This is a genomic window from Yersinia bercovieri ATCC 43970 (assembly GCF_013282745.1).
In the GTDB taxonomy this organism is placed as follows: domain Bacteria; phylum Pseudomonadota; class Gammaproteobacteria; order Enterobacterales; family Enterobacteriaceae; genus Yersinia; species Yersinia bercovieri.
In genome coordinates this window covers 3,529,369-3,546,732 of sequence record NZ_CP054044.1, presented here as the reverse complement: position 1 = coordinate 3,546,732, position 17,364 = coordinate 3,529,369, and the positions used below count along the sequence as shown (strand labels likewise).

Here is a 17,364-nt window from a genome sequence, read left to right as displayed (position 1 = left end):
ACTATTTACCCAGTGGGGATATTAGTCTGTTTTGAGTAATCTATTTTGAGTAATCTGTTTTAAAAAGCATAAAAATTGCCGCTAATTGTTGGCGATGGTGCGCCGTTATTTCACGGCTGGCTGAATACCCCTCGTTCTGAATAATGATTTCACCTAAGCCAACCAGCCAGTCATAAATATAAAATGCCGTATTATTGGTCGGCGTGTGGGCTAATTTGGTTAATCGCTGAGCGGCTCCCAGTGGGGTGGCTGATTTAGGCGGCTGAGCAAAGATCTTCGCGCCGCGATTAATGCGGCTATCAGGGCGTTGTGCTTCACTGATTTGCAAGAAACCGAGCCAGGCGACGAAATCACCCAAAATGGTCAGGGCGCGCGAGACCTGGCGATCCGCTTTCGCTTCGCGCTGCAGACCCACTTGCTCGCTGTCCGCCAATATCGTGACCAACTGCCCGGCAATATCCAATCGAATGCTCGCGGTAATCAGCTCCGCAACCAGCAACTCAAGGGTCGGTTTGCTGATCCCCAATAGCTCAATTAATGGGCCATTATCTGGCAACTGCCGCAGGTGGTTGATCCAATAGCGCTGCACCCTCGCCGCATATTCGGTTTCATAATCATAGCCGGCGGCGGGGGTCATTGACCGCTCTACTTCAGGCGACAAGGGCAGGTCGCTGAATAAGTCGATATCAATACCGATACTAAATGGCTCGGGGTTGACCGCAGTTAAGCTCAACTCGGCGCTTCGATGTTGCGGTTGCCGTGAGTCGGGCTGCTGTAAATAGAGCGCACGTAACTCATCGCGGCAGGGTAACAACCGCTCCAGTAACTCGCCGTGCAGGCCGGTGCGCGTTTGCAATGCTTTGAGCAAAGTTTCGGCGATCCGCTGTTTTTGTTGTGATTCACTGGCCGCCGATTGTGTCCAGTCCGCCAGCAGGTTCTCGGTCAATTCCCGTTGTAACTCAATGAGTTGTTCATTGATACGTTCTGTTTTGATATCACGGCGAATCTCTTGGGTCAGGTAAGTGACCATGCGCTCAATCCCCCGGCTATCCAGTGCCAGCAGGGTGCCCCAGCTGTCGCCGGGGTTACCGACATATCGTTGCACCGCTTCGTCGTAATTCGTCGCGCCCGCCACTGATTGATCTGAGGTGATGCGCTGATCAAAAGGGGTCAGCGCCCAGATTAACCCTGGGTTGCGGCGGCTACGCACTTGCGCATTTTCACCTTGCGTCTGTTTAACCCAATAGTCCAGCGCCTTACCGACCACTTTGACCTCGGCGCGTTGAGCCGCCGCATTACAGACCAACAACAGGTTAATTTGCTGCTGGTCGGTGTAGCGCTCCAGTAAGTAGCTATTTTTAGCCTGTGATAGCAGTGCCGCTAGCGGATAAACGTGGTGATCAAGGGGGGGCGCTGCATTGAAGCTGGGGTTAACAGCGGGAAAGTCCAATAGATCGACGGATGCAAAGATATTATCAGTGGCGGGCATTGATAGTGGGATCTGTAGCTCAACAGCTAACAGCGTCAGTTCGGCAAGTGACAACGTCACTGAATTACCCGCCTGATGATTAACCCATGGCAGCACCTGAATATGAGTATCCGCAGGGGTGTTCAGGTCATCGAGGGTCGCGACATTCATGATGCCATTGGCTGGCAGTAACATATCGTCGACTAACACGCTAAGCGGGGCCAATACTTGGGCCGCACCGCCCAAATGTTGCAGCGTATAGGCGAAATGACGATAAGCCTCCGTCAATGGCGGGCGTTCTGCCCAGAGCACCGAGAACAAACGGGCGCGATCATCAATGCTAAGATAGGGGGCTAACTCAATGGCCACCGGCCAGAAGTGAGAGTTCAGTATCTGCTGATGTGGCGCATCATGGCGGGCCAGATAATCCCACAGCCTAATCACCTCATCACCGCTGATCCCGGCGATGGCCAGCGGCTGGCGGCGCATGATCAGTTGCTGCAAGTGATCGGCAATATGTTGTTCATCCAGTGCATGCCGTTGCTCATCCTGCTGATTATCTAGCAGAGAGGCCCCTATCACCAAGGTGACAATATCCACTTCCCTCAGTAAGGAGAGCAGCACCGGATGGCTTGCATGATTGACCGCCGCCTGATAGCTAAAGCGGGTCACTACGCCACTGGCCTGATATCCCGGCTTGACTTGCTGCCAAAAATCGAGAGTTTTGCCGCCGAGCGAGGTCTCCAGTCGGCCATTGCCATCCGCCACCAGTGCTGAAATAAGGTGCTGTTTTCCTGCGGCGGAGTGGCCGAAAAAGCCGATACTCATGGCGGTCAATGCGCTATCTGACAACTGCCGCGCCTGATGGTGATGGCGGCGCAGTTTAATGGTCAGCAGGTCAGCTTCAATATCCAGCCGCATGGCGTGTTGGCGGGCATCACTCATCCAATCAATCGCCTGGTCTATGCCTTGGGTTATCTGCTGAAGTTGGTGATTGAGCTGCTGGTTGGTTAATGATCTCATTTTCTAAATACGCTCCCACTATCAATCCAATAATGGGTTGATCCTGAGCCATGGCTGGCTAATGTGTTTAGCTTGAGGCGCAGATGATGCAGCGGAACCGGACTGCCATCTTGCAGCACCGCATCGGCTATCTCAAAACGCTCGGGGCTATTTTCAGTTTGTTTATCAGATTGTTGCGCTTCACCTTGCGTCAGTTTTAACCTAACGTGCAACACACTGTCACCGGCAACTTTACGCGCCAGCTCTTGATCGACAATCGACAGGGTGTAGAGCGGCGAGGCGGGCCAGCGATCATTGTCAAGCTGACGGAACCCCAGGCACAACGCGCCTGTTACCTGAAAACGGCTCTCGGTGGGCAAGGCAAAATCGCGGCTATCCAGATCGATATCGCGATAGTAAACATTCTCTTCGCTCAGCGCGTCGCGGCTATCTAACATGCCCAGATAGCGGATGGTTGAGTAGGGTTGGAAATCGCCCGCTTTAAAGTAAAAACCGGCCAGGCGCAAATCGAGCGCCAGCAAACAGAGCATCGCCCCCACTGCGGCGGTGGATTTTGGGTTATCAATGCGGCCATGCTTGTTAAACGGATACCAATCACTGGTGTGGTAGCCATCCAGCGAGAGAATACGATTATTGGGCAACGGTTGTAGATGGCGAAATAGCGCCTGAATCCCGGGGAAGCGCGCCGGACGGCCGGTCAACAGCAGCACGTCGCAGGCGTAGAGCGAAACCACTTCCGAGAGTGAACGCAGATTTTGCGTAATACTCATGCGGTGAGATAAGAACTCGCCGTGCAATTTGCTCAGCTTCAGCACCAACGGCAACTGCAAAATATCAAACTCTCCGGCATCGGCCGGCAGCTCACGCTGAACTTCACTGTTAATGTAATCCAACACTTTTTGGGTCGGGCGTTGTAGTAATAGTTCGCCGAAGCTGGCTTCGATCTCGGCATTTGCATCTAGCGGATCAAAGTTTTCATAGGCTGCCAAAATGGCCCGCCCGATGGGCATAAATATCTGTAGTGTCGCTTGCTGGCGCAGTGTCGATTGCCCATCCATCCGGCCATCATTGCCAAATAATTTATCCATCAGCGCATCACTATTGGTGACCGCGGCTTTTTTCAATCGCGCCTGCAAGGCTGGCAAAATATAGAGCTGAATAACATCCAGCAAGATATCGTCACCCGCCACTTTGAATCCTTCGCGAAACAGCAGACGCGGGCTGATTTTGACATTATTGCCAACACCATCATCCAGCCAATATTGCGTAATCGCCAGATCCGTGGTGCCACCGCCAATATCAATCGAGGCGATACGCACGGTTTTTCCGGCCACTTCACCGGCGGCCAACTGCTTATCGGGCCGCGCCATACTGGCAAAGAAGGCGGCAGTGCGACCGCCGAAATTAACCTGGGTTTCGTTATAGAGATAGACCATCTGACCGCAAGTCGCTTCGTCCCACTCCATCTGCACGCCTGGCACCGGAATTTGGCTTTTGGCGCGGTCTGACGCGGAGGCAAAAGGATCATCTGCCGGGTGCCAGCCCATGGATTTCCACACTAAGGCAATGGCTTCATGCATCCGACGGCGGAAAATTTCGCGCTCCGGTTTTGGCATGGCGGAGGGCAACGTCAGAATGATGGCACGCAGTTGCCGTGGTGCATTGCTATGGGTCATCTTTAGCCGTTGCGCCGCGCTGTTGATCTGCATCAGCGCTTGCGCCAGTAGCTCTGACAGCATTAATGTCATCAATGAACTGCGGCTATAATGGGGGGAAAATACCGGCAGCCGTTCATCCAGCGGTAAGCTATACAGCGGTTGACCCTCATCATTGAGCAGATGGGTCAGCGGCAGTGCCGTGGCGGGCGGCTCATCTGTCTGCGCCGTTGCTGTTTCATTAAAGCGCCAACCCGGCGCGTAACTCTCTTCATCCCACAAGTAGCGCCGTGGGCTGGAGAGGCCAGTAGACCCCTCGGTGCCTAATCGGTGCAGCGCCATACGGCTGGCTTCGCGGCCAACACGGGTAATGGCCGGCCAGATAAAGGCATCATCACGACCACTCTCGACGGAGAAATTCTGCTTACCAAACTTCGCCTGGGCGAACTCAACCCGGCTCTCAAACAGCTCGTTATACAGCGAGTGAGGCTCGCTCAAATCACGAATCTGTAGCTCATAGCTCTGTTGCAGCCCATGACTCTCATCATGATGATCTTCCACCAAAATACCGCAGGTATGGGAGTTGCCGACATCAAGAATCAGATCGACATTGACCACTGGCTGTTGCCCGCTGCGGGCATTGATTTTGATCTCAGGCACGCCAATCTGACTGCCCAGTAACTCCAGCAGGTTAAGGTAGTGCGCTTGATACTCAAACTCCCGCAACGAGGCGGTGATATGCCGGGCACTGCGCGCTTCTTGTTCGCCGGCTTGCTGGGTAAACACTTCCCGTAGCCAGCCGTCGACCCAGGTCAAATCAAGAAACTCCGCCAGCTCTTCATTATGGTAAGCCAGCGCAAAACTTAATCCGCTTTTGATGTCGTTCTCATTGGGGGCCAGAGACTCATTGGCGTGACCTTCAGGGTAAGCTTTGGTATCAAAGGCCATGGTGACCCGTAATGTATTGCCATCCTGATCCGGCGTCTCCAAGAGTAAGATTTGCACTCTGGCCCAGTTGTCCGGCCCATTAAGAAAGGTGCGCGGCGGGTTAAAACGCAAAAATGGCAGCGGCAGCCAGATCTTGTTCAGTAGCTGCAGCGACTGCTCCAGCGGAAAGCTAAATTCAGGCTTCACAATCTCAGGGGCGGCACCGGGCACCAACAGCGAATATTTGCCATTGTCGGGATGGTAGTTCAGGCGCAGTAGCGGGCCATTGGCGCTTTTACGCACAAATTTATTTGGCAGTTCGCTATCAATTGCGGGCTTTAACGCGAAGTCCAGAAACTGGATGCCACTGTCCTGAATCAGCGTGATTTTCTGTTTATAATCAGTGATGGTTGCCAGCATAATATTATTTAGTCTCACGCTTCATCGTCATGGGAAGGGTCGTATTGGCATCATATCGGCCTTTGCACTCAGCAACGCCGCTCACACCTTGCTTACAGACAATCTCCGGTATTTGATATTTAGAGCCATCGCTGCACTGCGCCCGGTAGCGGCTATTGATCACCAAATTACCTGACTTCATCACGCCGGCGGTGATGTTGGCACGGCAAGTGACATTATCACCATGGGTGATTTTTGCTGTGCCTTTGCCATTGTTAATCTGATATCTCAAGCTGGGTGCTCTACCTGTTTGGGCGGCTTTAATCTCGGGAGTGACCCGCCAGTTACCATTAAGGAAGGCGGTTGAACCCACTTTGACGGCCTCAAAAGGCAAGATCAGCGCCGTTTTACTCTCCGCGGCACTCACAGCCGGGATTGCGGCAGCTTCCGCCACGCTGGGTGCAGAGATCACGGTGGCAGGGTTCAATGGGAGTTGTGGTGCCAGCGGCGGTTGAGTCCTGTTGGCTTCAGGGGCGGCAACCCTATTTTGCGGTTCAGCGGCTGCGGTTTGGACTTCGGCCGCTTTGACCGCAGGCACCGCAGATGGCTGCTCAGTCATTCCGCCACTAAATTGCACTATTAATGCGATAACTAATGCCAATACAGGCAGCGCCCAACTAAATCGCAGCCAACGGCCGGTTTTTTTGACCGGATCTACAGCGGGTGCGGGTTCAGTGGCCGGCAGCGGAGCGGGTGGCACTTCTGGCGCTGGCGGCGGTGGGGCGACCGGGGTGACCACTGGCGCCAGCGGTGCGGCACTCAGCGCGGTGATTGGCGGCTCAATGATCTCTGCGGTTTGACGTAAGCAATCGAGTGGGTCAGTGCGCGGCTTTTTATCCTGACCGACAAAGCCCCAGAAGCTCAGCACCGGTTTCCCCGCCACCAAATAGAGGTAGCTCTGATCAGGGAACTGCATGGTTTTGGCGAGTAACACGCCAAACAGTCGCTGGGCGGCTTGGTCTGATTTTTGCGCACGTTGACACAAATCACTGGCGCTCGCCAGACAGACTGACAGCTGCTTAATCGCCGCTTTGCGCTCCGCGTTACTGGCCGCCAGCCATGAGGTCACTTTACCTTCAATGGGGGCGTACCAATCAATGCGGTCACCTTGCTCATTGAGCTGAGGAATGGCGAGGCAATCAGCAATATGCTGTTGTTTTTTAAGGCGCAATGCCTCTCTAATCTGCAGCGCTGAGACATAAACCGGCTGCCCGTTTTCGCCCAACGCCAGAATATCGTCCAAACTACCACTGCGTAAAAATGATTTCGCCACGCAAAAGAGACCTTTGTAAGAAGAGCAAGGCAGAAAATAGTGTGCTATCTGCGACAACCACTACTTTAGTGCTGATAAAGGAAATCAAACGCCGGAATAAGTGGCAAAATCGGCCGTTGTTTAGCGGGCAAAGTGGGATCGCCACAGGATGAGGGTAATGAAAAGCTGCGCCGAGAGGTTGGCCCTAACTCAATAAGTTTGCTGTGAAATAGCGCATTTTGCTGCATTGCGGTGTAGGGTAAACTCATCACCGCCTTTACACGTATTGCAAGGAGTTATCTTGAATCAATCACAAGCGACGACCCATCTCTCAGCCACCGAGGCGATTGATCAACTGGAGAGTTTATACCAGTCGGCGCTGACGGCATTACGTGATGCTATCAGTGCATTTATTCACGACGGTAGATTGCCTGATGTGGGTGAGCGGGCCAAGGGGCTGTTTTCGTACCCGCAACTGAGTGTCAGTTGGGATGGCCGATTCCGTGACCATCAACGCACCCGCGCCTATGGGCGTTTCTCACGCACGGGCCAATACAGCACCACCGTGACGCGGCCCGCGCTGTTTCGCGAATATCTGACCGAGCAACTGACGTTACTGGAGAGTGAGTACGGCGCGAGGTTTGAAGTGACACCGTCACAACAAGAGATGCCATACCCTTTTGTTATCGACGGTTCCGACCTGGTGCTTGACCGCTCAATGACGGCGGGGCTGGCTCAACACTTCCCGACCACTGATCTATCAAAAATTGGTGATAGCATCACTGATGGCATTGATACCGGTTCGGCCGATTTTCCGCTATCGCATTTCGATGCGCTGCGCACCGATTTTTCACTGGCGCGGCTGAAACACTACACCGGCACGCCAGCAGAAGATATTCAGCCCTATATTCTGTTTACCAATTACAGCCGCTACGTTGATGAGTTTGTCAGTTGGGCCTGCGAACAAATTCTGGACCCAACCAGCCCCTACCAAGCGCTATCCTGCGCCGGTGGCAGCTACATCACGACGGAAAATGCCGATCCAGAGAGAACCACCTCTGATCTGGCATGGAAAAAGCATCAGATGCCGGCCTATCACTTAATCGCGGAGAGTGGGCATGGCATTACGCTGGTGAATATTGGTGTAGGCCCATCAAATGCCAAAACCATCTGTGATCATCTGGCGGTGTTGCGGCCTCATGCCTGGTTGATGATAGGGCACTGCGGTGGCCTGCGTGAGAGTCAGGCCATTGGCGATTATGTTTTGGCCCATGCTTATTTGCGTGACGACCATGTGCTGGATGCGGTGCTGCCGCCAGATATCCCGATCCCCAGCATCGCCGAGGTGCAACGGGCACTGTATGACGCCACTAAAATGGTCAGTGGTATGCCGGGTGTCGAGGTAAAACAGCGGCTGAGAACCGGCACGGTGGTGACCTCTGACGATCGTAACTGGGAACTGCGCTTTTCTGCTTCCGCACTGCGCTTTAGCTTAAGTCGGGCGGTGGCGGTGGATATGGAGAGCGCCACCATCGCGGCGCAAGGTTATCGCTTCCGCGTGCCTTATGGCACCTTGCTCTGTGTTTCCGATAAGCCGCTACATGGTGAGATAAAATTACCCGGGCAGGCCAACCACTTCTATGAAGGGGCGATCTCTGAGCACTTGCAGATTGGTATTCGGGCGATAGATTTGCTGCGGGCAGAGGGCGATCAACTGCACTCACGTAAATTGCGCACCTTCAATGAGCCGCCGTTCCGCTAATGGGGCGGGGTAATCATAGTAGGCAAGTAGGCGACGTTTAAGGCAACATCGCCTGTAAAAGTAGGGAGTTAGCTAGTGCATCAATGGCAAATTTGCGCCACTTCTTTATCGCTCAGCCCAGTCATTTTCATTACCGTGACGCGATCAAGACCATTGGCGAGCATGGTACGGGCAATTTTAAGAGTGGCATTCTTCTCGCCTTTAGCTTCGCCTTCTTGTTTCAATTTCTGCGCAATCGTCATGAGTTCCTCCTCGTGCTGTGGCAAGTGGTGGGCCAGATCCAGGATAAACCTTTGCGGCTCAGTCGTTTCACCATTTTGTAGTATGTAATGTATCACCGAGATTAGCTGATCTTTGGTAGTGTAACTGTTCGATAACAACCTGACCAGTTTACCCGATAATTCGGAGAGGTCACGTTGACGAATATGTTTCTGCAACAGTTCCAGCAAGGCGATACCCTTGTGGGTCATGATTTCATCATCGGGGATAACGGTCACATCAATCAGCGGAAAGTTGCCACCATACAGCTCCCCCGCCAGTGTTGGCTCGCTGAACCCTTGCAGCCAGCTCATGGGATAGGGGTATGGCGTGACCATCCCATGGTAGAACAGGATGGGGATCACCAGCGGCAGTTTGTCGTTGCCATTATCAAGATGGTGTTGCATAGCGGCAATGGCATAGCGCATCAAGCGGAAAGCCATATGTTTATCAGGGGAACTTTGGTGTTCGATTAGGGCGTAAATATACCCGTCCTGCCGCTGCGTTTTTAGCGAGTAGAGCACATCGGAGTAGTAAGCCCGCAGGCTATTTTCGATAAAGCTGCCCGGCTCCAGCCGCAGGGTTCTCAGGTCACAGATTTTCCGCAGGGCGGGGGGCAAATGAATATCCAGAAAGTCACGCGCGGTCTCCTGGCGAGTCATAAACTGCTTAAACAGTGCATCATGAGGTGTAGAGGTGGTTTTCATCGGGCGATGATAGTCATCGAGATCTGTGTGAGCAATGACTCAGCGCCACTTTAGGATAAACATTTTTTTCTGTAAAAATAATAGGTTATAGCGGTGAATAAGCAGAGGGGGAATAATCACAGCGTGAAATAAGTAGGGGGTTAAAGTTGCCGCCATTAGCGGCGAACACCGGTGCCAATAGTGATACTGGAGATGCCACCTGAGCCGCCGCTCACCCCAACATGGCCACTATTGGCACAGCCGAGCAAGAGTAGGGCAATCATCACTACCGGTAATATCTTCATTTGGTGTCCCGCGCTATTTAAATCATTCGATAACTCATTATATGTGCAACAGCGGAATAGGTCGCCTGCAAAGTCATATACAGCGTAAATGTATAGCGATAATAGGCTGATTCAACCTGATTGGTGACAGCATCTGTTTAATAATCAGATCAACACCTTTGGTCACACTTAATTAACAGGATCGCCTATGCACTTTACTCAAGCCATCGCCAGACGCCCAGCGGAAACCTGTGCTAGCGGCCAGACCACTTCCCAACTGGGGGCACCGGATATTGCCGCCACCGGTCAGCAGTTTTTGGCCTATGTGGATACCTTGCTGCAACTGGGGCTGAAAGTGACTATTTTACCGGCGGCCCCCGCCTATCCCGATGCCCATTTCGTTGAGGATACGGCGGTGGTGATGCCTGAGCTGGCGGTGATAACGCATCCCGGTGCGCCGAGTCGTCAGGGGGAGGTGGAGACCATCGAGCCACTATTTACTGACCGCGCCGTTTTTCGGATGAGCAGTCGCGGCCATCTTGATGGTGGCGATGTGCTGTTGGTGGATAAGCAGTTTTTTATCGGGCTGACATCACGCACTGATCAGGCGGGTATCACTGAATTTACCGACGCGGTGGCGCGCTATGGCTATCGCGTTACCGCCATTGAAGTGAGTGCCGGGTTACACCTGAAATCAATCGTTAACTACGTGGGCCGCAACACCTTGCTGCTGACGGAGGATTATCAGCACCATCCCGCATTTGCCGCGTTTGATACCATGGTGATCCCTGCTGCGGAGTCTTACGCCGGTAATACCTTATGGATCAATGATACGCTGATAACCCCTCAGGGTTATCCTGACACCCTGGCGCAAATTGAAAAACTGGGGATGCCGATCATCCAGCTCAATACCCATGAATTTAAAAAGATGGATGGCGGCTTGACCTGCCTCTCACTGCGTTTCTAATGACGACTGTTTTTAACGATTTTTCGTTTATCACCACTTGCTACCACCGGGATGTTAACCATGAAAAAGACATTAGCGGCTCTACTGACTGGCATGATACTTTCTGCTCCGATGCTTTCGGCCACAGCTGCGGCTGCGGCGATTGAGACGATAAGCTTTGGGGTTGATGGGGGGTATCCCCCTTTTGACGTGCTCTCTCCCAGCGGGGAGATCACCGGTTTTGATATCGATATCGCCAATGCGCTGTGTGACAATCTGCACGCCAAATGCGTCTTCGTGAAACAGCCCTTTGAAAGCATGATTGCGGCCCTTAACGCCCGCAAATTTGATGCCATTATTGCTTCACTCAGCATTACCGATGAGCGCAAAAAAGAGGTGGATTTCACCGACCGCTACTATCGCAGCGCCGCGCAGTTAGTGGCGCGTAAAGGTAGCCCGCTACTACCGGAAGTGGCTAGCCTCAAAGGTAAAACCGTCGGCGTGCAGACCGGGTCGATTCATGAAACCTACGCGAAAAAACATTGGGGTGGGCAGGGAGTAAAAATTGTCTCCTATGCTAATCAGGATAACGTCTATCTGGATCTGCTCTCTGGTCGTATCAATGCGTCACTGCAAGATAATATTCAGGCCGCCAGTAGCTTTATTGATACGCCGCGTGGGCAGAAATTTGCTTTTGCAGGCCCGGTTATTCAGGATGACACCATCTCCTCTGATGTGGGCATTGCGGTCGGTAAAGATAATCCGGCATTACGTGATGCACTGAATGGCGCGATTAAGGCGATCCGCGCCGATGGCACCTATGACGCCATCCAGAAGAGATATTTTAGCTTTGACATCTACGGCGGCTAAGCGATTGACGGCGATGAAGATATTGCTGGCCACGCAGCTTGATAGCCATTTGCTTCTCTTGATCAAGCCAAACCCGGCGGGAGGCCGATAATGGTCACAGACTATTTGCCACTACTGGCACAGGGGGCGGGGTTGTCGCTGTGTGTCATGCTGCTGTCATTAGCGGTAGCACTGACCCTCGGGCTGATAAATGCGGTGATCAAGCTGTTTGGCCCGCGCTGGCTACGTTGGCTCTCCACCGGTTACACCACCCTGGTGCGCGGCATTCCTGAACTGGTGATCATGCTGCTGCTGTTCTTTGGCGGTGAAATGGTGGTGAATGGCCTCCTCGGGGTATTTGGTTTGGGGCCGATTCGCTTCAACACCTTTATCTCTGGGGTGCTGGCGATTGGCATTGTGTTCGGCGCGTACTACACCGAAACTTTCCGTGGGGCGTTTCAAACGGTGGATCGCGGCCAGTTAGAGGCGGCGGTGGCCTATGGTATGCGTCCGGCACAGGTGTTTCGACGCATTATGTTGCCGCAAATGCTCAGTTTTGCTATTCCGGGCATCAATAATAACTGGCTGGGATTGATGAAGGCGTCAGCGCTGATCTCTATTTTGGGATTGGAAGATATGGTGTGGCTGGCGGAACAGGCGGGGCGAGCGACGCAAAAACCCTTCCTGTTCTACTTCCTGGTGGCGATAATTTATATGGTCATTACCGCGCTCTCCAGTTGGGGCTTTAGCCTGCTGGCGCGGCGCTATGCGCTATCAACCTCAACCGCTGCGAGGGCGCAGTGATGAACCTGCAAACCATGCTGGAAGCCGCGCCCACCTTTTTGTTCAGCGACGGTTCGGATACGACCGGGCTGGCGATGACCGCCAAACTGTTTTTACTGTCGGTGCTGCCGGGTATGTTGCTGGCGCTACTGATGGCGGTCGGGCAGGCGTTTGGCCCTCGGCCGCTATCCTGGCTTATCCGCAGCATCAGCTACTTCTTTCGCAGCACGCCGCTCTATCTGCAATTAATGCTGATCTACTATGGCCTGTCGCAATTTGACATCGTGCAGTTGGGTTGGCAGGAGGATCAACCGTTCTGGTTGCTGTTCCGTGATGCCACCTTCTGCGCCACGCTGGCACTGGTGCTCAACACCAGCGCTTATGTCGCCGAACTGCTGGCGGGCATGATGGTGACCTTTCCGCGTCAGGAGTGGGTGGCGGGCGAGGCGTTCGGCATGAGTCAGTGGCAGATTATTCGTCGGCTGGTGCTGCCCGCCACACTGCGGCGCGGTATTCCGGCATTGAATAACGAGATGGTGTTTCTGCTACATGCCACCTCGCTGGCCAGCACCGTCACCTTGCTGGATATCACCGGTGTGGCGCGCTCTTTTTATGCCTCGACCTATTCGCCATTTATCCCCTTTCTGATGGCCGCGGCACTCTATCTGCTCTGTACCTTTATGCTGATCTTCCTATTTTCGCGGGCAGAACGGCGCTGGCTGGCCTTTGCCCGCCACGACTGAGTGCGGGTTCAGCTTTATTTGATCACTTGTAACTCGGTCAGGGTGACGATTCTATCGACCCGAAATTTCTTACTGGTCAGCCAGTTATCGGCCAGTAAGCGGTAATGCTCCATGTTGCGGCAACCAATGCGCACCAGAAAATCAAAGCTGCCGCCGACCAGCCAGCAATCCAGAACTTCCGGCGTTTTGCGCACTTCTTGTTCGAACGCCCCTTGCGATTGACCATGGTCAGCCAGGGCGATTTGCGCCTGAATGACAAAAGTATGCTCTGGCTCCGGCAGCGCAATAATGGCGCTGTAGCCGCGAATAATACCGGCACGCTCCAGTAGCCGAACCCGCTCCAGACAAGGGCGCGCAGTCAGATTGACCTGCTCAGACAGCTTCTGATAAGAGATGCGGCCATCCTGGCTCAGTATTTCAAGGATTTTTTTGTCAATTCGGTCAAGTCGGGCTTTCTTTTCCACAGATAGGAGGTCCAATGAAAATCAATCATCATAAGTTACCTGAACATGCCCTGAGTGGGCAGCGGCAATTAACCAGTTTTCATTTCGGCCAGCCGGATCTTGGCGAAAAAATTTACCTGCAAGCGGGTCTCCATGCCGATGAGCTGCCCGGCATGCTGGTGTTGCACTATCTTAAAAGATTACTGAGTCAGGCGGAACGGCGCGGTGATATTCAGAGTGAAATTGTTATTGTGCCGCTGGCAAACCCGGCGGGTAGCGCGCAGCTGCTGTTGAACTGCGGCATCGGCCGTTTCGATCTGGTGAGTGGTCGCAACTTCAACCGCGATTTTCCTGATCTGGCCCGACTGGCGCAACCCCGGTTGAGTGCGGCCCTATTGGACAGTGATAACAGTCCGGGCGAGCAAAAGTCTCTGCGGCAACAGATCCGCCGCGCCATGGTTGAGGCACTGCATGAGCTGCCTGCACCCAGTGAAGTGGCCGCCATCCGTCAACAGTTGTTGCAGTTGGCCTGTGATGCTGATCTGGTGCTTGATCTCCATTGTGACGACCGCGCCATTTTGCACCTATACGCCGATCCCGCCTGGCGTGAGCAGGTGGAGACACTGGCGCAATTTTTGGCTATCGACACCGTGCTGCTGTCACAAGATAGCGGTGGCGGCTCCTTTGATGAAGCTTGCGGCCTGCCGTGGCATCGGCTGGCGGCGCACTATCCGCATCTCAGCCTGGCACCGGCTTGCATGGCGGTCACCGTGGAGCTGCGCGGCCAGCAGGATGTCAGCCACGCAGTGGCGAGTGCCGATGCCGAAGCTATTTACCACTACTTGCAGCACCGTGGCGCGCTTGCCGGGCCAGCGCCAGTCAGGCCGCAGCGGGAAATCGTGATGTTGCCGTTCAGTGCCGGCGAGATAGTCAGCGCGCCGGCCAGCGGCATTCTGCTGCTGTTGCGTCAACCGGGTGAATGGGTCGGCAAGGGGGAGGTGGTGGCTGAAATCATTGACCCGATCACCGACACTGTAAAAGCGGTCCGCGCCCAGGCGGGCGGGATCATCTACGCCAGCCGACGCGCCCCCTTTGTGACCCTTGGCGCAGAGGTGATGAAAATCGCCGGAAAAGTGCCCTATGAGGGTGGCGGGGAGGTAGCGCAGTAGCGGTTGCCGCAAACCATTAACTCGGGCAGGGAGTTATTCTCCTGCCCGATGTTTATTGCCCATGGCACGACTGATGGTATCGAGTGCCGTGCTTTTTCCGCTGTTACTTCAAATGATCAAAGTCTGATGCGTCGTGGCGCTCCGGTAACTGCTCTTCCGGCTCGCCCCAGGTGCGGTTAACAATGCGCCCGCGCTGCACCGCCGGCCGTTTGGCGATATTTTCGGTCCAGCGCAGCAGGTGAGTGTAGGATTTCACATCTAAAAACTCCCCAGCTTCATATTGCAGACCCAGCACCAGGTTGCCATACCAAGGCCAGATGGCGATATCGGCAATGGAGTACTCATCACCGGCAATATACTCACGCTCTTTGAGCAGGGTATTGAGCAGATCGAGCTGGCGCTTGGCTTCCATGGTGAAGCGGTCGATGGCGTACTCAATCTTCACCGGCGCATAGTGATAAAAATGGCCAAAACCACCGCCTAAATAGGGGGCCGCCCCCTGTAACCAAAACAGCCAATTCAGTGCTTCGGTTCTGCCCGCCGGGGATTTCGGCAGGAAATGACCAAATTTGTCAGCCAGATAGAGCAAAATGGCCCCGGACTCAAATACCCTGATTGGCGTGGATGTTGAGTGGTCCATCAGCGCCGGGATTTTTGAGTTGGGATTGACCGCCACAAAGCCACTGGAGAACTGATCGCCTTCACTAATGCGGATGAGGTGTGCGTCATATTCCGCCCCTTGCTCACCGAGCGCTAGCAGCTCCTCCAGCAGGATAGTCACCTTCTGCCCATTGGGTGTTGCCATCGAGTAGAGCTGGAGCGGATGCTTACCCACCGGCAGGGTGGCTTCATAGCGGGCGCCGGCGGTAGGTCGGTTGATTTTCGACCATACACCGCCGCTTTCACTGTTCTCACGCCAGACCTTCGGGGGCTGGTATTCGTTATCTTTCATCATGGATTACCTTAGTTGAGAATGAAGACGAACTTGATCATACGCATAATAGCCGCAGAAATTATGCTATCTCTACTATTGCATACTCCCGCAGAATTGAGCGAGTTTCAGTCAATTAACGCCATTCAATCCATTATGCACTCTCATGCAACACCTCTGATGTGGCGGCTTCCAGTTGCCGCTCCAGACTGTTGAGGATCTTGGATAACACCTTCTCTTGTGATTTGAACCACTCATCTTTATTGGCGTGGCAGGTGACCAGCCGCCAGGACTCCTGACCTTCCAGCTCATCCAGTTCGCGCAACATGGCATCAATTTGGTCTCTAACTTCATTGATTTTGCGGCGAAGTCGCTCCACATCATCAATGCAATCACTCGCCATCAACGGCTCCAGCCCTTGCTTTAAACTCCCCAGCAGAGTGTGGATCGCCGTGAAATCGCCTCGTTGGCGAGCTTGATTAAGCTCAACCATCAGTTGATGGGCATTTTCTTTAAATTCATCCGCCACTAAATCTGGGTGGCATAGCCGACTGGCTTGCCGCCACAAGCGTTTTAGCTCCAGACGCTGATCATCTGAGAGTTTTCGATCACTGTCATGGCGCTGCTCAGCACTATATTGCTGCTCCTGATAGCTTTCGTACTTCTCTTTCGCCTCTTCACGGGCTCTGCGGGTTGATTCGGTATTATGGGTATAGCAACTGTTTTCAAACTGTTGGATTTCGCTCAGCAGAGAGGTCACCAACTCTGTTTTTTGGTGGATCTGCTGACGTAGCTCGATGGTTTCATTGGAAACAGTGGAGAGCGATAACCAGCGCTGCTTTAACGCCGCCAACTCATCAATGGCCTGCGCAATATAGTGCTGGCAGTGACGATAGTCGCGCTCTTTGCGGCGGGCTTCGGCCTCAGCTTTGCGCAGGGTACTTTCCGCTAACTGCTTGCGTAAATTGAGGATCTGCTTCGTTATTGGGCCAAGACGCACATGGTAGAGATCGTTAAAATCATCGAGCAACTGGATGCGCTCGTTACGTTTATCGATTAACTCGCGTAACTGCTCCTCCAGCGCTTTTAGCTCCAGTTTACAGGCGGCTAATTCAAGATCCTGCCACTGCGTGACCCCCTGTTTATTGTTCAGCCACGCCGAAATCGCTTGCAGCGCATCGTGAAATTTCCCCTGTTCAATCGCCATGACGATAAACCCCAACGCGACATCTTCAGCTTCACTTTTAAGGTAGGGAAGTTGCTGGCGGACAATATCATCATCTTCAAGCTCAATGGCGCTTTTAATGATCTCCAGCCGCTTAATGATTTTTTTCATAGATTTCAAATTGGTTAATGGCGAAAAGAGAATACCCCCATACTAAACAACGGTGACCATTTGTTCCAGATGAATAGGGGGTATCCAGCAAAATAGAGTGATAATTCATGGGCGAATGGTGGAGGTACTGATTGGCGATGTCTTAAGTTAAATTCGCGTGCTCGCGGGGCTTACGCGAATGTCGAGCCACCCATTCAAGATGGTGATCGGGTTTATGCTAAGCCCGATGACCGCGTTATTTAAAGTCGTCAAACTGGCGTAGTGCCGATTTAATTACAGGTTCCCTTAAGCGTGAATTAATAAATGAAATTTACATATCAGATGGCAAGCCGATACTTGTCATCTCATCTTGGCAATCAGTTGTTATCACGCGTTATTACAAGGGGAATC

14 protein-coding genes are annotated in these 17,364 nt (G+C 53.3%); 6 read left to right on the top strand and 8 right to left on the bottom strand.

Annotated features, from left to right (window positions below; genetic code table 11):
- Positions 1-40: 40 nt before the first annotated feature.
- The 3 genes from HRK25_RS16085 to HRK25_RS16075 are packed head-to-tail and all read right to left on the bottom strand — an operon-like array spanning position 41 to position 6,805.
- A complete protein-coding gene (locus HRK25_RS16085; RefSeq protein ID WP_032898379.1) occupies positions 41-2,491 on the bottom strand; it encodes a putative virulence factor in 2,451 nt (816 codons plus the stop codon).
- Positions 2,488-5,493, bottom strand: coding sequence for a virulence factor SrfB (locus HRK25_RS16080; protein WP_005276693.1), 3,006 nt, complete (start codon positions 5,491-5,493; stop codon positions 2,488-2,490). Before HRK25_RS16080 ends, HRK25_RS16085 begins: the two co-directional genes overlap by 4 nt.
- Positions 5,494-5,497: 4 nt before the next feature.
- Positions 5,498-6,805, bottom strand: coding sequence for an SrfA family protein (locus tag HRK25_RS16075; RefSeq protein WP_005276694.1), 1,308 nt, complete (start codon positions 6,803-6,805; stop codon positions 5,498-5,500).
- 280 nt (positions 6,806-7,085) lie between these two features.
- On the opposite strand from HRK25_RS16075, the gene HRK25_RS16070 reads away from it, so the two are divergent.
- Positions 7,086-8,546, top strand: coding sequence for an AMP nucleosidase (locus HRK25_RS16070; RefSeq protein ID WP_005276696.1), 1,461 nt, complete (start codon positions 7,086-7,088; stop codon positions 8,544-8,546).
- Positions 8,547-8,626: 80 nt separating this feature from the next.
- Here HRK25_RS16070 and HRK25_RS16065 read toward each other — a convergent pair whose 3' ends face one another.
- Both HRK25_RS16065 and HRK25_RS20315 read right to left on the bottom strand, forming a co-directional pair.
- On the bottom strand, positions 8,627-9,511 hold the full coding sequence (locus HRK25_RS16065; protein WP_099460585.1) for an Rpn family recombination-promoting nuclease/putative transposase: 885 nt from the start codon (positions 9,509-9,511) through the stop codon (positions 8,627-8,629).
- A gap of 155 nt (positions 9,512-9,666) precedes the next feature.
- Entirely contained in the window at positions 9,667-9,795 is a 129-nt protein-coding gene (locus HRK25_RS20315; RefSeq protein ID WP_005276699.1) for a hypothetical protein, read from the bottom strand.
- 187 nt (positions 9,796-9,982) lie between these two features.
- On the opposite strand from HRK25_RS20315, the gene HRK25_RS16060 reads away from it, so the two are divergent.
- The 4 genes from HRK25_RS16060 (at position 9,983) to HRK25_RS16045 (ending at position 13,095) form a co-directional block, all read left to right on the top strand.
- A complete protein-coding gene (locus HRK25_RS16060) occupies positions 9,983-10,741 on the top strand; it encodes a dimethylarginine dimethylaminohydrolase family protein (protein ID WP_005276700.1) in 759 nt (252 codons plus the stop codon).
- Between the two features lie 60 nt (positions 10,742-10,801).
- Positions 10,802-11,590, top strand: coding sequence for an ABC transporter substrate-binding protein (locus HRK25_RS16055; protein WP_032898381.1), 789 nt, complete (start codon positions 10,802-10,804; stop codon positions 11,588-11,590).
- A 90-nt stretch (positions 11,591-11,680) separates the two neighbouring features.
- Complete coding sequence (locus HRK25_RS16050; protein ID WP_032898382.1) at positions 11,681-12,373, top strand: ABC transporter permease; 693 nt, start codon at positions 11,681-11,683, stop codon at positions 12,371-12,373.
- Positions 12,373-13,095: an ABC transporter permease gene (locus tag HRK25_RS16045; protein WP_005276702.1), complete on the top strand. Its 723-nt coding sequence runs from the start codon at positions 12,373-12,375 to the stop codon at positions 13,093-13,095. The genes HRK25_RS16050 and HRK25_RS16045 overlap by 1 nt, the downstream gene beginning before the upstream one ends.
- Before the next feature lie 14 nt (positions 13,096-13,109).
- On the opposite strand, the gene HRK25_RS16040 is transcribed toward HRK25_RS16045, so the two are convergent.
- Positions 13,110-13,559: an Lrp/AsnC family transcriptional regulator gene (locus tag HRK25_RS16040; RefSeq protein WP_005276703.1), complete on the bottom strand. Its 450-nt coding sequence runs from the start codon at positions 13,557-13,559 to the stop codon at positions 13,110-13,112.
- 14 nt (positions 13,560-13,573) lie between these two features.
- On the opposite strand from HRK25_RS16040, the gene HRK25_RS16035 reads away from it, so the two are divergent.
- A complete protein-coding gene (locus HRK25_RS16035) occupies positions 13,574-14,707 on the top strand; it encodes a succinylglutamate desuccinylase/aspartoacylase family protein (protein ID WP_005276704.1) in 1,134 nt (377 codons plus the stop codon).
- A gap of 103 nt (positions 14,708-14,810) precedes the next feature.
- Here HRK25_RS16035 and yghU read toward each other — a convergent pair whose 3' ends face one another.
- Positions 14,811-15,659, bottom strand: a complete 849-nt coding sequence (yghU, locus tag HRK25_RS16030) for a glutathione-dependent disulfide-bond oxidoreductase (protein WP_032898383.1) — start codon at positions 15,657-15,659, stop codon at positions 14,811-14,813.
- 133 nt (positions 15,660-15,792) lie between these two features.
- Positions 15,793-16,974, bottom strand: coding sequence for a coiled-coil domain-containing protein (locus HRK25_RS16025; RefSeq protein WP_005276706.1), 1,182 nt, complete (start codon positions 16,972-16,974; stop codon positions 15,793-15,795).
- Positions 16,975-17,364: the final 390 nt, after the last annotated feature.